Genomic DNA, 19,537 nt, shown 5'->3' with positions numbered 1-19,537 from the left:
AGAGAGATAAGCGGGGAAAAGGCTTATCTCTCTTTTCTCTTTTGCACCTGATGCGGATATGGAGGGAGTACATGAATCAACGGATGTTTACCTGTCTGGATCTGAGGTCCTGCTTGAATAACTGCGGAACGACAGGCAGCCATAACTATCACGAGGGCTATTTAAGCTCGGCAAGGGCTTCCTTTCCGGAGGATGCCTTTCAGTTTAACGCTCCTTTCGAATTTAAAGAAATACCGTTCGTTCTCTTTAAGCGGCAATCTTTCGATAATATCGTAACGGAAGGACAGTCCATCCAGTTCCCCCGGCAGCGGGTGACCAACATTCATCTTCTCGGCACCTCGAGCGATGCCAATATGGCGGACTATGTGTATTTGATGCTGGACGGGCAGGAGGTCTCGAAGCAGAAGATCCTGTTGTCCCATTTTATTTCGGAGGTTCCTTTCCCTCGTAACGAGTGTGTAATCGAAACGTCCTGCCTACATACGATGGATGGCCCTCTTACGCACAGATCCGCCAGGCTCTGGTATGACAGGGTTGAACTAGACCGTCCGGCCGAGATCAATCGGATTACGTTTGAAGACAATCCTTGCATGCATGTGTTCGGCCTGACGCTCGAAAGCGAATCAACACCGGGGGACAGGTGATATTTTCCTAATAAAAGGGAGGGATACAGCCGAGGACCCGGCCGGGATAACTCTTATACTGAAAGAGAGCCGGCATTCTTAGAAGAAAGGAGGGTGGATGGAATGAAGGAAACGACGACTAAGTTTCTTATTGCGACTGCTGTACTGGTGTCTCCCGTCATGGGCACGGCCCTGGACGTCAGCGCCGGGCAGCCCGCGATTGTCCAGGCGCACACGGCGTCTGCAGACGTTCAGCAGAACCGGGCGATATCCGCGTCCGAAGACACTTATTCAAGCTTGCAGACAGCGAAGAAGGCGTCCGACCTGCGCTTGCAGGAACCGGGAGAATATACGGTTTCGGGCGTATCGCCACTGTGCGCCAAATGTGTAGCCTAGGTACCTGAACAAATTTCGGTGAGACGAGCCCGCAAGGGCAGTCTCCGATGACCGGAAGAGATAAGCTGTAACCCGGCTTATCTCTTTCTCTCATTTACGAGGCCGGTACGAGGCCAAGGAAAAACCCCGATTTACAGCTTAACGGAGGAGGATGGACCGACGGATGACTTTTACGTTATACAAAGAAACCCGGTTGAATTGTTTCTACGTCAATATTGCCGCTCTGCTGAAGCGGCTTCCCGTTGAAGATGCCCGTCTGATTTATTTGTTCAACCAGGCCGGATTGTTTTATCACGATACGGAGGATGAGGATGAGTTTCAAATCAGCCCCTATTACCGGCTGCTGGACGATTTTGTGTACGGGCTATTCGGGGCACGGCTCCATAAGACGGGATCCTCTGCGGGAAACGATTATATGCGGACTTTGAAAGAGACTCTTGCCAGCGGGAAGAGTGCGATCATCGAATCCGATATTTTTTATTTGCCGTACAGCGGGTTTTATAGAAGGACCCATTTTCCGCACGCCTTGGAGGTTACCGGTTACCGGGAGGGCGCATTCGAAATCTGCGATCATTATTATGAATATCACGGCTTTCTCGAAGAGTCCGAACTGCAGGCCGTATTCGACGCTTCTCTGGACAGCGTGTTTTATAAACGGTTGTATGTATGGTTTCTGAAAAAAACGGACGAGCCCGCGCCCGGGGAGCCTACGCCGGCATTCTGCAAAAGCGTGATCCAAGACAACCTGACGAATATGCAGGGAGCCGCAACCTACGATTGTCCGTCCGGCAGTTATTCGGGTCTCGCCGCTTTCGTGCCCATTTGCGGGAAAATAAAAAGCCTGAAGACAATCGAAGAAGACTCCGTCAAGTTTAAGGCGGCCAGTTATTTATATGAAGGATTCAGGGAGATCGCCAACTCCCGGTATCACCATCACCATTTTCTTAAAGCTATTGGGGAGCACGCGCTCGCCGAATCTTATCTGGAAGCCGATCAAAGCTGGATGGTGGCGGCTAATTTGCTTATGCGGGCGGCGACGGGCAATCAATTCGAGGCCTTCGAAGAACGGGTATTGGCCCGAATGGAGCGGGTGAAGCAGAAGGAAGCCGACAATACGGCCCTTCTGCAGCAGTGGCTCGACCGGCGGAAGGCCGAACCGTCCGATCGCGTCCGCAAGGATGAATCAACAACCGCCTAATATCCCGCAACGGAATCTGATTCTTGTCCGGCCCGCTCTGGTACGATTGCCGTAGGCAAAGAATGGAGGAATACTATGCGGATCGTATTGGATTTGGACGGAACTATTTGCACATTGAAAAAAGAAGGCGAGTCGTATGCCGATGTTACGCCTTTACCGGGTTCCGTCGATGCTTTGCGCAGGCTGAAAGATGAAGGGCACCGGATCATTATCCACACGGCCCGTCATATGAAAACATGCCAGGGCAATGTCGGGGAGGTTCTTGCCCGGGTCGGCAGCCTGACGCTGGACTGGCTGGAACGCTACGAAATTCCCTACGACGAAATTGTTTTCGGCAAGCCTTACGGCGACGTGTATGTGGATGATCTGGCCCTGGCTTACCGCAGCTGGGACGAGGTTCTGGAACGGCTGAACATCGGATGAGGCCCGTCCAAATCGTGATTCCGATGGCGGGCCGGGGACAGCGCTTCCGGGATGCGGGCATATCCGTTCCGAAGATGCTCATACCCGTTGCGGGAAAGCCGATGCTGCAATGGGCGCTGGAAAGTTTAACGCCGCATTTTCCCCGGAATAAAATCTTGTTCGTCTGTCTGCGGGATCATCTGGAGCAGGGAGAATTGGAAGCAGTCATTAAAAGCTGCTGCGGGAATCCCGTTATCCGTTCTCTGCCGGAAGCTACGGGGGGACAGGCGGAGACTGTACTAAGCGCGGAAGCGTGCCTCGATCCGGAGCTGCCCCTTCTCATTTACAATTGCGATACGTATACGGAATCCTCCATAGGCAGAACGATCTCCACGATCGGAAACGAGGCCGACGGGATTATTTCCGTGTTTGCCTCCACGAGTCCCGCATACAGTTATGTGCGGACAGACGGGCGGGACCGGGTTGCGGAGGTCAGGGAGAAGCAGGTGATTTCAAACCGGGCGACGACGGGGCTGTACTATTTCCGGCAAGCCGGCCTGTTTCTGGAGTCGGCGGAAGAAGCCGTGCGCCTGGGAACGGCGGAAGGCGAAACCTACGTGGCTCCGCTGTACAACCGGCTGATCGCGCGGGGATTTACCGTCGTGGCGGACCAGGCGGCGAAATGCTTTCCGCTGGGAACGCCGGACGAGGTTGCTTATTTTACAAAAAACTACGGAAAGCGGGAGAGTGATGGGGCATGACGAAACGGATCTTTTTCGGTTTAAGCGGCGGACTTGGCCCCGTGCTCCGGTGTTTGCCGGTAGCCGAGCACTTCCGGCGTTCCGGACACACGGCGGCTTTCAGTATTTACGGGGAAGGCAGCGCGGCTTTTATTGAAAGCAGAGGCTTCAAGCATCTGCCTGACGACGATCCGACCGTTCCTTCCGCCGAGAGAATGATAGCCGGGGGGGCGGTTTTCTATAACCTGGACCATTACTATGCGGGAGCGGGCCTGCTCGACCCGGATTTCGTCCAGGCTTGGATTCAGCACCGGATCCGCATGCTGGAGAAATTCAACGCCGATCTGGTTATAGCGGACATGAGTCCCCACACGGCAATCGCCGCCCGCTATCTGGGCATCCCGGTTGCCTCGGTCACTCAGTCCTGCTTCCATCCGGACGGTCAGCCTATGCACTACTGGGGACGCCCTCCCCGTAATTTGCCGAGAGTAACGCCTGTCGTCAACCGGGTACTGAACAGGCTGGGCCTGCCGGACATCCGCGGCATGGAACAGCTCAATGCGGGGACGCTCAACTTTATTCCGGGGATTCCGGAGATGGACCCCGTCTATACGAACGGCGTTCGTTATGTGGGGCCTATCGAATACCCGGCGGCCGGACCCGCCGGCGCCCGTCTTCCGGAAGAGCCGTTTGTCCTCGTCTATCCGGGCAGACTGCAGGATACCGCGGGCGCTACGGGTTTGCAGCTGCTGAACCATGTCGTGGCGGCATTCGGGGGGAGAAAGGAACCGGTCGTTATAGCCAGCGGCGACGGGCTGCCGGACCGTCTGAAGGCCGGGCTTCCCCGGAACATCGGGATCATCCCGTATTTCAATTCTCACATGCTGAAGAACTGCCGGTTGTTTATCCACCACGGGGGGCACGGAAGCTGCCTGTCCGCCATCATGAGGGGGATTCCGTCGCTTATCCTGCCGACGCATACCGAGCGTGAGTTCAATGCCCGCAAGGTGCAGGAAATGGGAGCGGGGGAGTATATGGTGCCGGGAACGTTTACGGCCGATCATTTGTATAAGCTTTCCATGTATGTAGCCGAAGACGGGTATAAAGAACGGGCCGGGGAACTCGCTTCGCTGATCCGCAGCCGCAATTACGGGGGAGCGAGGGAAATCTACAAGCGGTGCATGTCGCTTATGAACCGGAGGGCGCTGGCCCTGGAGGAGCTATGATTTACGGAATCGGCGTGGATTTGCAGAACATTGCCCAGCTTGAAGAGACGGTGAAGAGGCAGGGGGAGAGCTTCCTTCAGAAAGTGTTCACGGACCGCGAGCGGGCTTACAGCAGCCGGTATAGCTGCCCCGTCCAGCATCTGGCGGCAAGGTGGGCCGTCAAAGAAGCGTTCCTGAAAGCGATGGGTTCCGGATTGGGCGGGAAGTACTTATTTAAAGATCTGGAAGTGGTCAACAAACCCTCCGGCCAGCCTGAGCTTACCCTGCACGGGAAGGCGGAGGAAGACCGCAAACGGCTGGGACTTCACGTATACATAAGCATCTCCCATTCGGGGGAGTATGCGGTCGGTCAGGTAGTTCTCTGCAAGGCATAAACCCTATTCCGCAGTCTGTTGAAGTGTCTCCGCCGGAGGCAGCCGACAGGCTTTTTTGCTGTGGAGCGCGCGCTCATTATTTCTTGACGCTCGGACAGCCGGAAAGGTAAGATGTAAATATGTTTATCCAATTATGGAAGCGTGTTCCTAAAATCGTCGAGGAGCTGATCCCGTGACCCAAACTTTGACCGGAATAGATCATGTTCAACTGCCTGTCTCTAACCTGGAGCAATCCATTGAGTGGTATGGGAGAATGTTCGGCTGCACACTGCTTGATAATTACGGGGAATGTGCGATGCTGAAACTGGAGAACGGACCCAATTTAATGCTGTGGCAGTCTAACGAGTATTCCTCCGCCCATTTTGACAAAGACGGAGAGACCATGCCGGTCATATTCTTCAAAAGCAATGAAATCGATCTCCTTGCCCGCAGGCTGGAAGAAGAGCAGGTCAGAATCGTCAGCTTCAATGACGGCGGCTTCGCCAAGTTTCTGAAATTTTACGACATTAACCATAATTTTATCGGCGTTTTACAATTGGCGGAAGCTTAAAAAACGCGCGTCAAGCAACCGGTACCCGGAAGGGGCCGGTTTTTTTTGCGTTTTCTGGCCGCTGTACAGTTTAATCCCGCAGCATAACGCATGGAAACCCGAGAAGACGGGGCGGCGGAAACCTACAATAAACCTATACGGCGAACCCGGATGGCAAATCTATCCGGCGGAAACTCACAAAGACAATGAAGGTGCGGAAAGATGACACAGGTTTTTCAACGTTCGAAAGTTTCATGCCAGCTCACTCCGTGGGGAGAGGCCTATCGGACCGCTCTGAAGGAGCTGGCCGCGCTGGATGTGGCCTATATAGAAATCGGCAGCCGCCTGCTTCTGCCTTTTGAGCGGGAAATCAACCGATGGCGGGAGCTGCTGAACGAAACGGGCCACAGCGTGTCCGGTGTTTTCGAATTCGGGCATTTCGCGGGCTGGAACCGGCGCCGGGAAATCTACCTGCACCATGACCGGCTGGCGAGAATGCTGGCGACGGCCGGAATCGGCCGGGTGATTCTGGGCCCGGGCATCCGGCTGAAACGGAGCTGGACTGAGGAAGACCGGCTCCGCATGGTCGCCATGGTGGCCGAAATTCACAAGCGGTACAGCTTTTACGGGGTAGCCGCGGCCATTCATCCGCACATTTCCCACTGCATTTATACGCGGGAGGAAATCGATTACGTCATGGAGCGGGCACCGGGCGATCTCGGGCTGGTTCCGGATGTGGGGCATCTCCATGAAGCCGGTATCGCGATGCGGGACCTGCTTGAGCGGTACGGCCCGAGAATAACGGCTCTGCATGTGAAGGATGCCCGTCCTGCAGAGGGCGCTCCGGGGAGATCCCGGCCGGGCAGCCGGAAAACCGTTTTTACGGAGCTGGGGGGCGGGATGCTTGATCTTCCTTCTCTCTTGCAGGACCTGGCCGGGTATGACTTCTCGGGTTTTCTGACCTTGGAAATGGATGAAGTCTCCTGTCCACCGGGTGAAGCCGTACGTCTGTCTCTGGATGTTCTGGAGAGAGAAACGCGAAATTCAGTCAAGAAAGGAAGAAAATAGACGGACATGTGGACAAAGCTACCGATTCTCCCTTATTTTCGCCTGGTCGGCCCTTATCTGAAACAGCACAAGAGCCGCTTCGCGCTGTTAACGCTGCTGTTGGCCGCCAATATCGCCGTACAGCTTACGATTCCCTGGCTGTTAATGAAGTACTTTGATTCCCTGAATTCTCCGGAACCCGCGGAAAGATTCATTTTCCTTTTCATCCTGCTGGGCGTGTGTTATCAGATTCTTTCACTGGCTTCGGACTATGTGGGAGAGCATGTCGGCTGGTCGGCCGCCAACAAACTCCGCTGCGGGCTGATGAGGCACTGTCTGGGGCAGGACATCGCTTTCTTCCACCGTTACAGCCCCGGTGAACTGCTGGACCGTGTAGACGGAGCGGTCAACGGGCTGGCTGAGTTTTTTTATAAATTTGTGGTCCGGTTCACGAACAATCTGGTGCTTTTAGGCGTCACCCTGATCATTCTTTACAACATCCACTGGAGTGTCGGAGCCGTTATGACCTTGTTTGTGGCCGGCGCGGCACTTGTGTATTACCTCCTTCGCGATTATGCGCTTCCGCATTGGGTCCGTGTCGGCGAAACGTCCTCCGCCTTCTTCGGTTTTATCGGCGAACAGCTGACGAATACGGAAGATACCCGCTCGAGCGGAGCTTCGGGGTACGTGATGCGGAAGTTTAAAACCCTTCTGCAGCAATGGCTTCCCGTTCATATGGAGGCCGGCCGCGCCTTCACCGTCATGTGGATGAGTTCCATGCTGCTGCTGGGTTTAAGCACCATCCTCACATTCGGCGTCAGCTCTTGGCTGTGGCATGCCGGTGCGGCAAGTCCCGGAACCGTCTACATGATCATGATGTACACGGTTATGCTGGTCGGGCCTATCGATACCATCCGGCTGGAGCTGGGGGCTCTGCAGCGGGCTTCGGCCAACATCGAACGGATCCGGCAGCTGTTCGAAATCCGGCCGACGGTTGGCGACCCCGCGGAAGGAGGAGAGACCCTGCAGGGAGGCGCGCTTTCCGTCGAATTCAGCAGCGTCGAATTCGGCTATACTCCCGGAGAGCCTGTGCTGCGCGGGATCGGGTTCAAGCTGGAAGCTGGCGAATCGCTCGGCATAGTGGGCCGCACGGGGAGCGGCAAAACCTCGATAGCGAGGCTGCTTTTGCGCCTTTACGACCCGCAGTCGGGCACAGTCTCTCTGGGCGGAACCGACATAAGCCGCGTAAAGCTGGCCGGGCTGAGGGAGCGTGTGGGCATCGTCACGCAGGATGTGCAGATCTTTAAAGGCACGGTCCGGGATAATTTGACCTTCTTTGATCACGGCATCCCGGACGGGAAAATTGTCGGCCTGCTTACCGAATTAAGCCTGGACAGCTGGTTTCAGGCGCTTCCGCAAGGCTTGGATACGCAGCTCGAAGCCGGAGGAGGCGGACTGTCCGCAGGCGAGGCGCAGCTGCTGGCGTTCGCGCGCGTTTTTCTCAAGGACCCCGGGCTGATTATCCTGGATGAAGCTTCTTCCCGTCTCGACCCGGCAACGGAGGAAAAACTCGACCGCGCCGTAAGGAAGCTGCTCCGGGGAAGAACGGCTATCCTTATCGCCCACAGACTGAGTACGCTCCGGCATGTGGACCGGATTTTGGTGATGGACAGCGGGCGGATTGCGGAGAACGGTCCGCAGGGGGCCCTGCTGGAAGATCCCGATTCGCGCTATTCGCGGCTGCTGCGTCAAAGCCTGCGTAACCGGACTGTATGAGCCCGCTTCGACTGATGTGGGGATTGTCCGTCTGCCATCCCCGGCTTTTCTGGAAGGGGGCCGCGATCTGGCTGCCGTTCAATCTGTCGCCCGTAATCGCGGGGCTGCTGGTCAAGCTGGTTTTCGACAAACTGGCAGGCACCGGGGAGGAGCCCGGCGGGGTGTGGTTTGTCATCGCGCTGCTGGCCGTGAACGCGCTGGCTTCGGCGGGGTCCATCGTGTGGGGGACCCGGACGGAGACGGAGCTGAACTTCCGCGTCAAGGGACTGATCCGGCAAAATCTGCTGGAGCATATCCTTAAGCGGCCCGGGGCCCGGTCTATTCCTTATACGACGGGCGAAGCCGTCTCGACGTTCCGGGACGATGTGGAGGAGCTGGCCGACCTGCTGCGCTTATACAACCTGCTGCCCGTCAAAGCTCTGTTTGCGGTGACGGCCGGCGTAATTTTATGGTCGGCTTCCCCCGGCATAACGCTGCTTGTTTTTTTACCGCTTGTGTTTATTTTGAGTCTCGGCCAATTCGCGGCGGCTTCTCTGCAAAAAAGACGGGAAGCTTCCCGGAAAGCGGAAAGCGGGATATCGGGCTTTATCGGGGAGGTTTGCGGCGCGGCCCAGGCGATCCGGCTGCAGAATGCGGAAACTTTCGTAAGCCGCCGCTTCCGGTCACTCGGAGAGACGCGCATGAGGGCCGTTCTGAAAGAAAGGCTGCTGGACCAGACTGTCTCGGCCTTTTTTACGAACACGATGCAGACCGGAACGGGTTTTATTCTGCTGGCGGCCGCTTTTTTTTCGGGGAAAGGGGAGCTGACCGTGGGGAACTTCGCCCTGTTTGTGGCCTATATCGGAGTTTTGACAGGGTTTGTCCAGTACGCCGGTTCTCTCTTGAAAACGTACAGGCAGGCGCGCGTGTCCGTAAACAGGCTTCTCCATCTTCTGCAGGGAGCACCGCCCGATACGCTGCTCGCGCGAAGGACGCTGTATCTGAAGGAAGAAGTTCCGCCGCCGTCTCCCGGGCTCCCGGCTTCCCCAAGCCCGCTGCTGCTGCTGGAGACCAGAGGGCTGACTTACCTTTACGGCGGCACGGGTAAGGGAATCCGGAATATAGACCTCCATATTCCCGGGGGATCGTTCGTGGTCGTTACGGGGCGCAACGGCTCGGGAAAAACGACGCTGCTGCGGACCCTGCTCGGCTTGCTGCCTGCGGACGCGGGTGAAATACGCTGGAACCTGGAGAAAGTGGAGGAGCCGGACCGGTTTTTCACGCCGCCGCGGGCCGCTTATACCCCGCAGGTGCCGGGCCTTTTTAACGGTTCCCTGAAGGAAAACATTCTGCTCGGCTTGGCCGAAGAACGGCTCGGGGAAGCGGTCTATCAAGCTGTGCTGGACAAGGACGTCAGTCAGTTGGAAAAAGGCCTCCGGACGATTGTCGGCGTGAAGGGAGTCAAGCTGTCCGGGGGACAGATTCAGCGGACGGCGGCGGCCCGGATGTTTGCCCGGAAGAGCAGCCTCCTTGTCCTGGATGACTTGTCCAGCTCCCTGGACGCCCGGACGGAAAGCGAGCTGTGGAAGCGGCTGGATCAGCTCCGGGACACGACCTTTCTGGTCGTGTCCCACCGCAGGGCCGCTTTCGAGAGAGCGGATCATATCGTCGTTCTGAAAGACGGCGCTATCGGGGAGCAGGGCACCCTGGATGAACTTCTGCGATCCTCCGAAGAAATGCGGCGCTTATGGGAGCGGCCGTAAAACCCGCGGTGAAATCTCATACTTCCAAGGAGGAAAAGCCGAGTGGCCTTTTTATCGTTACCCAAGGTTCCGGTACTTCGCTATTACAGGCTGCTGAGAACCTATCTGGCCGCGCTGCGCCGGCCCGTCCTGATCCTTTGCGCACTGGTCGTCCTGAATATCGGCCTGCAGCTCATCAATCCTCAAGTGCTGCGCATGCTGATCGACACGGGACCGTCCTCTTCCGCTTCGGGCATGGCAGGTCTGGCCGTATTGTTTGCCGGGCTGGCTTTGGTCCAGCTGCTCGCCACGATCGGTGCCGACTATGCGGGAGAATGGATCGGCTGGACGGCGGCGAACCGGCTTAGGGCGGACCTGCTGGAGCATTGTTTGAGGCAGGACGGTTCTTTTTTTCAGACGCACCCCGCCGGCGAGCTGATCGAACGAATAGACGGCGACGTGAGAGGGTTGTCCGGTTTTTTCTCTATGCTGACGGTTTCTTTGTGCGGCAATATCGGTCTTATCGTTGGCGTGCTGGCCGTCCTTTTTTACGAAAACAGCTGGATGGGGTCCGCTATGACGTTATTTGTCGCGGCCGCTTTGCTTACGTTCGGCCGGATCAGGGAATGGACGCTTCCGTTCTGGGTGCGGGTGGGGGAAGCGGGCGCGGATTTCTACGCCTGCCTAGGGGACCAGCTGGCCCATACCGAAGATACGCGCTCCAGCGGAGCCGAACCGTATGCCGTTTACAAGTTCAGGCAGGTGCTCCGGCAGTGGTTCCCGAGGCATATGCAGGCCGGATTCGGTTTTTCCCTGATGTGGGCGGCTTCCACCGTGATTCTGGGTCTGGGAACCGTACTTGTCCTGGCCCTGGGCACTTATTTATGGACCGGCGGCCTGATTACCGTGGGGGCCTTGTACATGATGCTGTTTTATATGGGCCTTCTTGCGGGTCCGATCGATCAGATCCGGGATCTTATCGGCAATTTACAGCGGGCCGAGGCCCATCTGGAAAGGATCGGCGGGCTGCTGGCCGAGGCTCCGGTTATCCGGGACCCTGAGCCGGAGGAGGAAGCGCCGCTTCGGGAAGGTCCGCTCTCCGTGGACTTCCGGGGAGTGAGTTTCGGCTATGGAGGCGAATCCGGCAGCGTCCTTTCGGACCTTACGTTCAGCCTCCAAGCGGGTCAGTCGCTCGGCATCGTCGGCAGGACGGGCAGCGGTAAAACTTCCGTAATCCGCCTGCTCCTGCGGCTGTATGATCCCGCGGAGGGGACCGTTCTGCTCGGGGGAACGGATATACGCCGTATCCGGCTGGCGCAGCTGCGCGAGCGCGTCGGCCTCGTGACGCAGGAGGTGCGGATTTTAAGCGGAAGCGTCCGGGATAACGTCACTTTCTTCGCCCCGGACATCCCGGACGAACGAATTGTGGAAGTATTGGATCAGCTGGGGCTCGGGAGCTGGTATCGTGCGCTGCCTTCGGGACTGGATACGGTGATCCTGGCGCAGGGAGAAGGGTTATCCGCAGGCGAGGCCCAACTGCTCGCACTTGCCCGCATTTTTCTGCGGAATCCTTCGCTGGTCATTCTGGACGAAGCTTCTTCCAGGCTGGACCCCTCTACCGAGGAAAAAGTGCAGCAGGCCACAAACCGGCTCCTGCAAGGCAGAACGGCCATCGTCATCGCGCACCGGCTGAACACGCTGCGCGGCATGGACCGCATTCTCGTGATGGACGGAGGCCGGATCGTGGAGCAGGGGAGCCGTCAAGCTTTGACGGAACAGCCGGGCTCCCGCTATTCCCGGCTATTAAGACAAGCATCCGGAAAGGAGACTATATGAACACGAGGCAGTTTTTATGGAGGATGGCCGCTTACCATCCCGGATTGTTTTGGAAGGGCATCTTTCAATGGCTTCCCTTTAACCTGGCTCCGGTTGCCGCGGGCCTCCTGATGAAAATGTTTTTCGATCAGCTTACGGGTCATTCGGCATCGTCCGACGTTACTTGGTTCGTCGTGGTCCTACTGGCTGTCAATGCGGCCGCAACGCTGGGATCGATCCGGTTTGCGTCCCGCACCGAAACCGCGCTTAATTTCCGTATCAAAGGCCTTATCCGCCAAAATCTGCTGAATCACATACTCGGCAAGCCGGGAGCAAGAGCTATTCCGGGGTCGCCGGGCGAAGCCGTCAGCCAGTTCCGGGACGATGTGGATCAACTGGCCGATACGATACGGAACGTGAACCTTCTTGTTGTCAAAACGGTCTTCTTCCTTACGGCGCTGGCCGTGTTATTCGCGGTAAACGTTCCGGTAACGCTGGGCGTCATTCTTCCGCTGATTGCCGTATTTGCTCTCGTGCAGATCAGCATCATCCGGATGAACATCCGGCTCCGGCCGAAGGGCGGCGGACGGCGGGAACTGTCCGGCTTTATGAGCGAGGTATTCCAATCGGTGCTGGCGGTCAAAGTAGCCGGAGCCGAGGACAGTGTAGTGGAAGAATTCTCACGTCTTTCCGATGACCGGCGGAAGCAGGTTTCCCGCGATAGAGTCATGAGCCAGCTTATGTACGCGCTGCTGCCGAATCTGGTCCAGATCGGATCGGGCGTCCTTCTGTTGGCCGGAGCGCGCCTGCTTGGGCCGGGAGAGTTTACCGTCGGAGATTACGCTTTGTTCGTTCATCTGCTGCTGCATATGAGCAAATTTATTGAGTACAGCGGAACCAGCATCACCCAGATTAAACAGGTAAAAGGGTATTTAAGGCGGCTGAACTGGCTGCTGCAGGGCTCGCCCCTGGACAGGATGATCGACTTTAAACCCCTGGATCTGGCGGAAACGCCCCCGGCTGCCCCGCCGCCGGCCGTTTCGGAATCCAGACAGTTCAAACAGCTTCAGACGAAATCCCTGACGTATTTCTATCCCGGCACATCCAAAGGAATCAAGCGGATCGATCTTCAGATCTCCCGCGGCTCTTTTGTCGTCATCGTAGGACGGGTCGGCTCGGGTAAAACGACGCTGCTCAGAACGATACTGGGCCTGCTGCCGGCTGCTGCCGGAGAGATCCGCTGGAATAACCGGCGGATAGCGAACCCGGGTGAATTTTTTATCCCTCCGCGCACCGCTTATACCCCTCAAGTGCCGAAGCTGTACAACGGGACGCTGAAGGAGAATATTTTGCTCGGCCTGCCTGAAGAGGGATTGGAACAGGCCGTTTATGACGCCGTGCTGGAAGAAGATGTGCGCCTGCTGGAAAACGGGCTTCATACCGCGGTCGGAGTCCGCGGCGTGAAATTGTCGAACGGTCAAATCCAGCGTTCCGCCGCCGCCCGGATGTTTGTCCGCCGCAGCGAGGTTCTTGTTGTCGACGACATGTCGAGCGCTTTGGACGCCGAGACGGAAAGCAGGCTATGGGAGCGTCTGAACGCCCGCGAGGAAGCGACCTGCCTTGTCGTTTCTCACCGGAGAGAGGCACTGCGGCGGGCCGACCATATTATCGTTATGAAGGATGGGGAAATTGAAGCCCAGGGCACCTTCCGGGAGCTGACCCTCGCTTCGGAGGAATTCAGAGCGCTGTTGGATGAAACCGGCGGCACTTTCCCGGTGAATCGTCCTTAAAAAGCCGAGTGCTCCGCCTCCGTGCTTCTTACACTGGACGTATAGAAGAACACCGGTTGGGCTTCGGCTGCAAGAAGCGGGTTTTTCCGAACAGAAAAGAAGGTGATGGATTGGAACCGAGCTGCAAAGAGAAGCTGCTGAACCGCCTGGGACGCAAGCCGCCCGGGATTACGATTGTTCTCGGCGATATCCTGCTCGATGAATACACGGCCTGTGCCCGGGATTATTCTCCCAATGAACACTGCGTCGTCCTGCGTAAAGGACCCGGCCTATATTTTCCGGGAAATGCCCTGAACGTCGCCTTGAACATCGCCGCATTGGGCGGGAAAGCGGCTGTTCTCGGCGCGCTGGGCACGGACACGGAAGCGGACAGGCTGCGCAGCCTGGCGGGGGACCGGATTGATACCGGCGGTCTGATCGCCGAGCACGGCAGACTAACGACGCTGAAAACCCGGCTGTCGGACGGAAAAGGGCTGCATTTCCGTGTGGACAGGGAGGACAATACGCCGTTGTCCGTCTCCGTTGCGGGGCTTCTGCTGAAGCATGCGGACAGCTTGCCCGCCGTCAACTGCGCCGTGCTGTCGGACCTGGGCAAAGGCGTACTGCCGGATTCCCTGATCGCCGGTTATATCCGCCGGGCGGCGGACAAAGGCGTCCCGGTTCTCGTCGATCCGGCGGGGGAAAACATAGCACGCTACGCGCACGCCTCCGTGCTGTTCCCGAACCTCGCCGAGTTCAACAAGCTGACCTCGTGCAGCTATGAAAATCCGGCGGAGGCGGCGCGGTACGCCCAAGGAAAGCTGGCCGAATGGGAGATCGGCGCCCTGGTTCTGAAGGCGGCGGAGGAGGGCAGCTTTCTGGTTACCCCAGAAGAAATCCGCCATGCTCCTGCCTATTGCAAAGAACCGGTTTGCGAGGTGGGCGCGGGAGACTCTTTTCTGGCGGCTTTTGCGGCAGGGATTGCCCGCGGGCTGTCGCTGGAGGAAAGCTTTATGTTGAGCAATGCGTCCGCCGCCGTTTCGGTTGCCAAGGCGTACACTTCGACGGTGAGCACCCGGGAATTGACCGCATTTATCGGGCAAATGAAACAACGGGACGGCCAGCGCCCGTGAGGAGGTGGAGTTATGGCGGACGAAGCTTTTCGGCAGCAGGTGAAAAATAGAAGGGACTACCTCCGGGCGTCCCGCAGCAAAATTCTCGTATGGACAGCCGCCGAACGGGAGGAAGACGTAATGAGGCTCCTGTCGGAGAAAACGCCCGATCTGACTGTCATCCGTCTGCGTATGGCGGATCTCCCCTTGTTCCGGGCGGGAGGATTTACAGTACGGGCCGTGAGTAACCGGAACGGGCTGGAGGCTCTTGTGCGGTATTTGCAAGGAGAGCGCGGCGGCGCAGAGAACGAGTCCGATTCCGGCGCAAATCTTTCCGCAGCAGCGGACTCCGGCCGGATCGTGACGGCTTTCGCCTTTCATGCGCCCAAGACCGGAACCGGAACCGGAATGGGAGCCGCAGCGGAGGCCGCAGCGGATTACGCCCACCTGATCGGGGACATTCCCAAGCAGTATGAGCCTGCGGAGCTGTACGTCTACAGAGACCGGTTCTGTTTCCCGTTCTACTTCCGGGCGGCCGAACCGGCCGAGAAGCTGGACGTCGGCACTGCGGTTCGCGGCAAGCCCAAACCGAAGGCCGTTATAGCCGACTGGTTTCTCGGATACGGCGACGGCGTCATCCTGCTTCCCCTGCTGCGGAAGTTTATAGACAGGGAAGCCCGTCTCGGGCATGAGGTCCATCTCATAGCCAAGGAGAAGCTGGCGTCGTTCTTCGGGACTTTCCTGCAGGGCTGCCGCATTTACCGGAGTCCGGAAAGCCCGGCCGTGTACGAAGCGGTGCTGCGGTCCTCCCTGTACCGCAAAGCCATTCTTCTGCCGGTTTCCGTTTCTGCGCCGCCATTGCGGCACATAAGCGGGCTGTTCGGCGCGGCGCTCGGCTTTAACCGGCCCTATGCGCTTGCGGAACCGGTTCCCGTCTTCTATCCGCCTCTGCCTGCCGAACAGGCTGAAGAGCTGGCGGGGCTGCGGGCGGCGGGATGCAAGGTCGTGGGCATCCAGTTCCACACCGGGGATGCGAAGCGCTCCTGGCCCGCAGCCAGAGCCGGGCGGTTTATCGCCCTGTGCCGGGAGCGGGGACTCGCGCTGGTCAATTTGACGCCGCTTCCTTATCCGGCGGAAGGGTGCAGCGATTGGAGCGGGCTGCCGGTGGAGCGGTTGTTTGCCGCAATTGCGGGACTCGACGCGGTAGTCGGAATCGACAGTGTCTGCGGGCACATGGCGGGCTTTCTCGGCGTGCCTCATATCACGCTCTGGGGCAGAAGCTTTCCCCATCTGCAGTTTCCTTTCACGCCTGACGAGTCCCACGTCAGCTTCCGGACGCTGAGAGCCAATTACAGCCTCGTCCCCCGGAGCGCGGATATCGCGGATATCCCGGCGGAGCTGGCATTTGCCAGGCTCACGGATATTTTGGATGGAAGACTTTCGCTCGGCAAGGAGCTTCATACGGCGGAGGACACGCTGGAAGGACAAGGGATAGAGTGGGTGATCGGGGTGATCGGGCGATGAGTAGAATCGTATATATCTGGGACCGGACGAGGGAGGGGATGGACCTCGAAAGTCTGCGTCTGGAACTGGCCCGGACGATCCGGGAGTACGGCTATTCCGTTTCAACAGCTTCCGCTAACGAAGGGCTTGCCGATTTTCTGCTGCTGACCGAGACGGAGACGACAGAAGGGAACGCGGAGAATAAATCCGTCCTGATCGTCACCGACGATGAGGAGGTTTTGTCCGATTCGGTTTGTTACCGGAGCGCGGAGGAGGTATGGAAGACGCCTTTCGATGTCGGAGGGGTCGTGCTGCTTGGAGAGCTTCGTCGGTTTGCCTACCGGTTTACGGGCTTTTCCTATTGTCCGATGTGTCCGGTTCACGTCCCGTCCCGCTCTTTGTCCTATCACCGGCTCGTTTCGTATTGGATACATAAATCCGGCAGAAGGGTCCGATAAACGATGAGGAACAAGCTGACAGATTTGCCGGAATTGAAAACGGAGCTTGCACGGGCACGGGCGGTAAAAAGCGGAGAGAAGACTAAGACCGTCGTCATGGCCGGAGGCTGCTTTGATATTTTTCATATCGGGCACCTGGATTATTTGCAGGCCGCGCGCGGCATGGGGGATATTCTCGTCGTAGCCGTGAATTCGGACGCTTCCGTCCGCAGAATCAAAAGCCGTCCGCCGGTTTTCGAAGCGGGGCAGAGGGCCGGCATCCTAGCCGCTCTTGAGGTCGTGGACTATGTGTTTATTTTCGGGGAGGACGACTGCTGCGAATCGCTGAGAGCCATCCGTCCCGATTTCTTTGTCAAAGGCTGGGATTATAAAGACAAAACGTTTCCCGAAATGGCGGCCGCCCGTGAAATCGGCTGTGAAATCAAGATTGCCGGCGAGGATAAGAAAGCTTCCTCCTCCAGGCTGCGCTCTATTTTGCGGGACGAAAGGAGGTTTTCATGAACATACTGGGCTTGGGCGGCTCTATTCACGATTATTCGGCCTGTCTGGTCCGCGATGGCGAAGTCCGCTGCATGATGGAAGAAGAAAGGCTTGCGCGGGTCAAGCATTGTCTGGGTCTCGGGGGAAAAGTGTTCCGGTGCAGAGCCGCCGATTATTGTCTGCAGGCGGAGGGGCTGGATGCCGGATCGCTCGATCTGATTGTAGGGAACGATCTGATCGACCCCGTCTACTATATGAAGTACGCGGATAACATTCAATTGATCAATCATCATCTTGCCCATGCGGCAAGCGGATTTTATCCGTCTTCGTACCAAAGCGCGGCCGTGCTGGTGGCGGACGGAAGAGGCAGCTTCACGGGTTTTCCGGCCGAGCGGGAGACAGTCAGCTACTATTTTGGAAGCGGCGCGGAGCTTAACGAAATCAAGAAAGTGTCGGGAACGGACACGCTGGATTTTCATGCCGTCCACGATTCCGAAACCGGTCTGACGGATGCGGACATGTCCAACTCGATCGGGGGGTTCTATGAACGGGTCACGACGGAGATCGGCTTCGGGCTGCTGCAGGAAGGCAAAACGATGGGGCTGTCGCCCTACGGCACCGCACGGCATACCGGCGCTTTCGGCAGCTTCTATTCGATGGATGACGAAGGGAATTTCCGCCAGACTCTGGATCAGGTAAAAGAGCTCCGGACGTATATCCGCCTCACCCTGGAAGGCGCGGAAGGCCCGGAGAAGTTTCAGGCCAAGGCGGATTTGGCTTATGCGGTCCAGCATCATATGGAACGCATCCTTGTGAAGGCCAGCCGGTATCTGTACAACGTAACGGGCAGCCGGAATCTGTGTCTGGCCGGAGGGGTATTCCTCAACAGCGTCGCCAACTACGAAATATTGCGTCAGACGCCGTTCGAGCATATTTTCGTCCAGCCGGCGGCAGGGGACGCGGGTACCGCAATCGGGAGCGCGCTGTACGGCTTCCACGTACTCGGCGGCCGGCCGCGCACGGCAGTGAACATTCCTTTCTCGCCTTATCAGGGCAAAAGCTACGGCCCGGACGAGTGCGCGAAGGCGGCCGGGGCCTTTGCGGACCGCATCGAACGAGTGGAGGCCGCCGATGTCTCTATGAAAACCGCCGAGCTGCTCGCCGAAGGCCACATTGTCGGCTGGTTTCAGGGCCGTTCGGAAATCGGTCCGAGAGCGCTCGGCAACCGCAGCATTTTGGCGGACCCCCGGCAGGCGGACATAAAGGATACGATCAATGCCCGCATCAAGCACCGGGAGCATTTCCGTCCGTTCGCGCCCGCCGTTCTGGAGGAGAGACAGGCCGATTTTTTTGACCTCGGCTGCCCTTCTTACTATATGCTGCTGGTTCCGCCTTTCCTGCCGGGCAAAGGGGAGGAGACGGCGGCGGTGTGTCATGAAGACCGGACCGGCAGGGTCCAAACCGTTTCGCGCAGGCTGAATCCCCGCTTCCATGAGCTGCTCGTTCATTTTGAGAACGTGACCGGCACACCCGTGCTGTTAAACACTTCGTTCAACGACAACGGAGAGCCGATAGTCGAGACGCCGCACGACGCCATCTCCTGTTTCCTGCGGATTGATCTGGATTACCTGGTCCTGAACGGGACGATCTATAGGAAGCGTAAGGAAGGAGGTGACGGCCGTGAAAAAAGCGGTAAAACGCCATCTGGACACGCTGGTCCGGAAGCAGGGCCGTCTTGAAGGCAGCCGCCCTGCGCTGGAGCAGGCATTTGCCGTGATGAAGGGCTGCTTCCGGAGCGGAGGCAAGCTTCTCGTATGCGGGAACGGCGGCAGCGCTTCGGATGCCGAGCACATTGTCGGCGAGCTGATGAAGGGCTTCCGCTTGAAGCGTCCTCCGGAAGCCGCGGCCCTGAGACGGCTGAAAGGGCGGCTGCCGGATACGGCGGGCCTTCCGGGTCAGCCGGTGCCGGCCTGTCTGGACCGGCTTCAGCTCGGGCTGCCCGCCATCTCGCTTGTCAGCCAGACCGCCCTCGTCACGGCCGTTCTGAATGATATGGCGGCGGATGCCGTTTTCGCCCAGCAGGTTCTGGGCTACGGGAATCCGGGCGATGTGCTCCTGGGCATCAGCACTTCCGGGCAGGCGGCCAACGTGGCGCGGGCCATGGAAGTCGCCCGGACGCTGGGGCTCGCGACCGTTGCGCTGACGGGAGCGGGCGAGGGCCGGATACGCGTCTGCAGCGATGTGGTGCTCGCCTCCCCGTCCTCCGTAACGGATGAAATCCAGGAGGACCACGTGAAGATGTACCATACCCTCTGCCTTATGCTGGAGGAGGAGTTTTTCGGACCGGAATCGGAAACGGAGGGATAGC

General features: G+C 58.0%; 19 protein-coding genes. All 19 read left to right on the top strand.

Annotated features, from left to right (window positions below; genetic code table 11):
• The first annotated feature begins 71 nt into the window (after positions 1–71).
• Positions 72–644, top strand: coding sequence for a beta-sandwich domain-containing protein (locus AC58P5_RS14050; protein ID WP_497387411.1), 573 nt, complete (start codon positions 72–74; stop codon positions 642–644).
• Positions 645–746: 102 nt separating this feature from the next.
• On the top strand, positions 747–1,019 hold the full coding sequence (locus AC58P5_RS14045) for a hypothetical protein (RefSeq protein ID WP_497387409.1): 273 nt from the start codon (positions 747–749) through the stop codon (positions 1,017–1,019).
• Positions 1,020–1,182: 163 nt separating this feature from the next.
• Positions 1,183–2,217, top strand: a complete 1,035-nt coding sequence (locus AC58P5_RS14040; RefSeq protein WP_497387407.1) for a BtrH N-terminal domain-containing protein — start codon at positions 1,183–1,185, stop codon at positions 2,215–2,217.
• 75 nt (positions 2,218–2,292) lie between these two features.
• Positions 2,293–2,640, top strand: a complete 348-nt coding sequence (locus AC58P5_RS14035) for a 5' nucleotidase, NT5C type (protein WP_497387405.1) — start codon at positions 2,293–2,295, stop codon at positions 2,638–2,640.
• Between the two features lie 23 nt (positions 2,641–2,663).
• Complete coding sequence (locus AC58P5_RS14030) at positions 2,664–3,380, top strand: sugar phosphate nucleotidyltransferase (RefSeq protein ID WP_497387584.1); 717 nt, start codon at positions 2,664–2,666, stop codon at positions 3,378–3,380.
• Complete coding sequence (locus AC58P5_RS14025; RefSeq protein ID WP_497387403.1) at positions 3,377–4,585, top strand: glycosyltransferase; 1,209 nt, start codon at positions 3,377–3,379, stop codon at positions 4,583–4,585. Before AC58P5_RS14030 ends, AC58P5_RS14025 begins: the two co-directional genes overlap by 4 nt.
• On the top strand, positions 4,582–4,959 hold the full coding sequence (gene acpS / locus AC58P5_RS14020) for a holo-ACP synthase (RefSeq protein ID WP_497387401.1): 378 nt from the start codon (positions 4,582–4,584) through the stop codon (positions 4,957–4,959). The genes AC58P5_RS14025 and acpS overlap by 4 nt, the downstream gene beginning before the upstream one ends.
• A gap of 172 nt (positions 4,960–5,131) precedes the next feature.
• Entirely contained in the window at positions 5,132–5,509 is a 378-nt protein-coding gene (locus AC58P5_RS14015; RefSeq protein WP_497387399.1) for a VOC family protein, read from the top strand.
• A gap of 201 nt (positions 5,510–5,710) precedes the next feature.
• Positions 5,711–6,556 (top strand): sugar phosphate isomerase/epimerase family protein, encoded by an 846-nt coding sequence (locus AC58P5_RS14010; RefSeq protein ID WP_497387397.1) that lies wholly within the window; start codon positions 5,711–5,713, stop codon positions 6,554–6,556.
• Between the two features lie 6 nt (positions 6,557–6,562).
• Positions 6,563–8,311 (top strand): ABC transporter ATP-binding protein, encoded by a 1,749-nt coding sequence (locus tag AC58P5_RS14005; RefSeq protein ID WP_497387395.1) that lies wholly within the window; start codon positions 6,563–6,565, stop codon positions 8,309–8,311.
• The gene (locus AC58P5_RS14000) at positions 8,308–10,053 is read left to right on the top strand and encodes an ABC transporter ATP-binding protein (protein ID WP_497387393.1); all 1,746 of its coding nucleotides are present in this window, start codon (positions 8,308–8,310) and stop codon (positions 10,051–10,053) included. Before AC58P5_RS14005 ends, AC58P5_RS14000 begins: the two co-directional genes overlap by 4 nt.
• 42 nt (positions 10,054–10,095) lie before the next feature.
• Positions 10,096–11,868 carry an ABC transporter ATP-binding protein gene (locus AC58P5_RS13995; RefSeq protein WP_497387391.1) on the top strand — a complete coding sequence of 591 codons (1,773 nt, stop codon included), beginning with the start codon at positions 10,096–10,098 and terminating at the stop codon, positions 11,866–11,868.
• On the top strand, positions 11,865–13,637 hold the full coding sequence (locus tag AC58P5_RS13990; RefSeq protein ID WP_497387389.1) for an ABC transporter ATP-binding protein: 1,773 nt from the start codon (positions 11,865–11,867) through the stop codon (positions 13,635–13,637). The genes AC58P5_RS13995 and AC58P5_RS13990 overlap by 4 nt, the downstream gene beginning before the upstream one ends.
• Positions 13,638–13,747: 110 nt before the next feature.
• Positions 13,748–14,749: a bifunctional heptose 7-phosphate kinase/heptose 1-phosphate adenyltransferase gene (locus AC58P5_RS13985; protein WP_497387387.1), complete on the top strand. Its 1,002-nt coding sequence runs from the start codon at positions 13,748–13,750 to the stop codon at positions 14,747–14,749.
• A 12-nt stretch (positions 14,750–14,761) separates the two neighbouring features.
• Positions 14,762–16,252, top strand: coding sequence for a glycosyltransferase family 9 protein (locus tag AC58P5_RS13980; protein WP_497387385.1), 1,491 nt, complete (start codon positions 14,762–14,764; stop codon positions 16,250–16,252).
• Positions 16,249–16,689 (top strand): hypothetical protein, encoded by a 441-nt coding sequence (locus AC58P5_RS13975; protein WP_497387383.1) that lies wholly within the window; start codon positions 16,249–16,251, stop codon positions 16,687–16,689. Before AC58P5_RS13980 ends, AC58P5_RS13975 begins: the two co-directional genes overlap by 4 nt.
• Positions 16,690–16,692: 3 nt before the next feature.
• Positions 16,693–17,190, top strand: a complete 498-nt coding sequence (locus AC58P5_RS13970) for an adenylyltransferase/cytidyltransferase family protein (protein ID WP_497387381.1) — start codon at positions 16,693–16,695, stop codon at positions 17,188–17,190.
• A complete protein-coding gene (locus tag AC58P5_RS13965) occupies positions 17,187–18,908 on the top strand; it encodes a carbamoyltransferase family protein (protein ID WP_497387379.1) in 1,722 nt (573 codons plus the stop codon). Before AC58P5_RS13970 ends, AC58P5_RS13965 begins: the two co-directional genes overlap by 4 nt.
• Positions 18,850–19,536, top strand: a complete 687-nt coding sequence (locus tag AC58P5_RS13960; RefSeq protein WP_497387377.1) for a D-sedoheptulose-7-phosphate isomerase — start codon at positions 18,850–18,852, stop codon at positions 19,534–19,536. Before AC58P5_RS13965 ends, AC58P5_RS13960 begins: the two co-directional genes overlap by 59 nt.
• The last annotated feature ends 1 nt before the right edge of the window (position 19,537 follow it).

The organism is Paenibacillus sp. JT31N7, from assembly GCF_059692095.1.
This window is presented reverse-complemented; position numbering and strand designations above follow the sequence as displayed.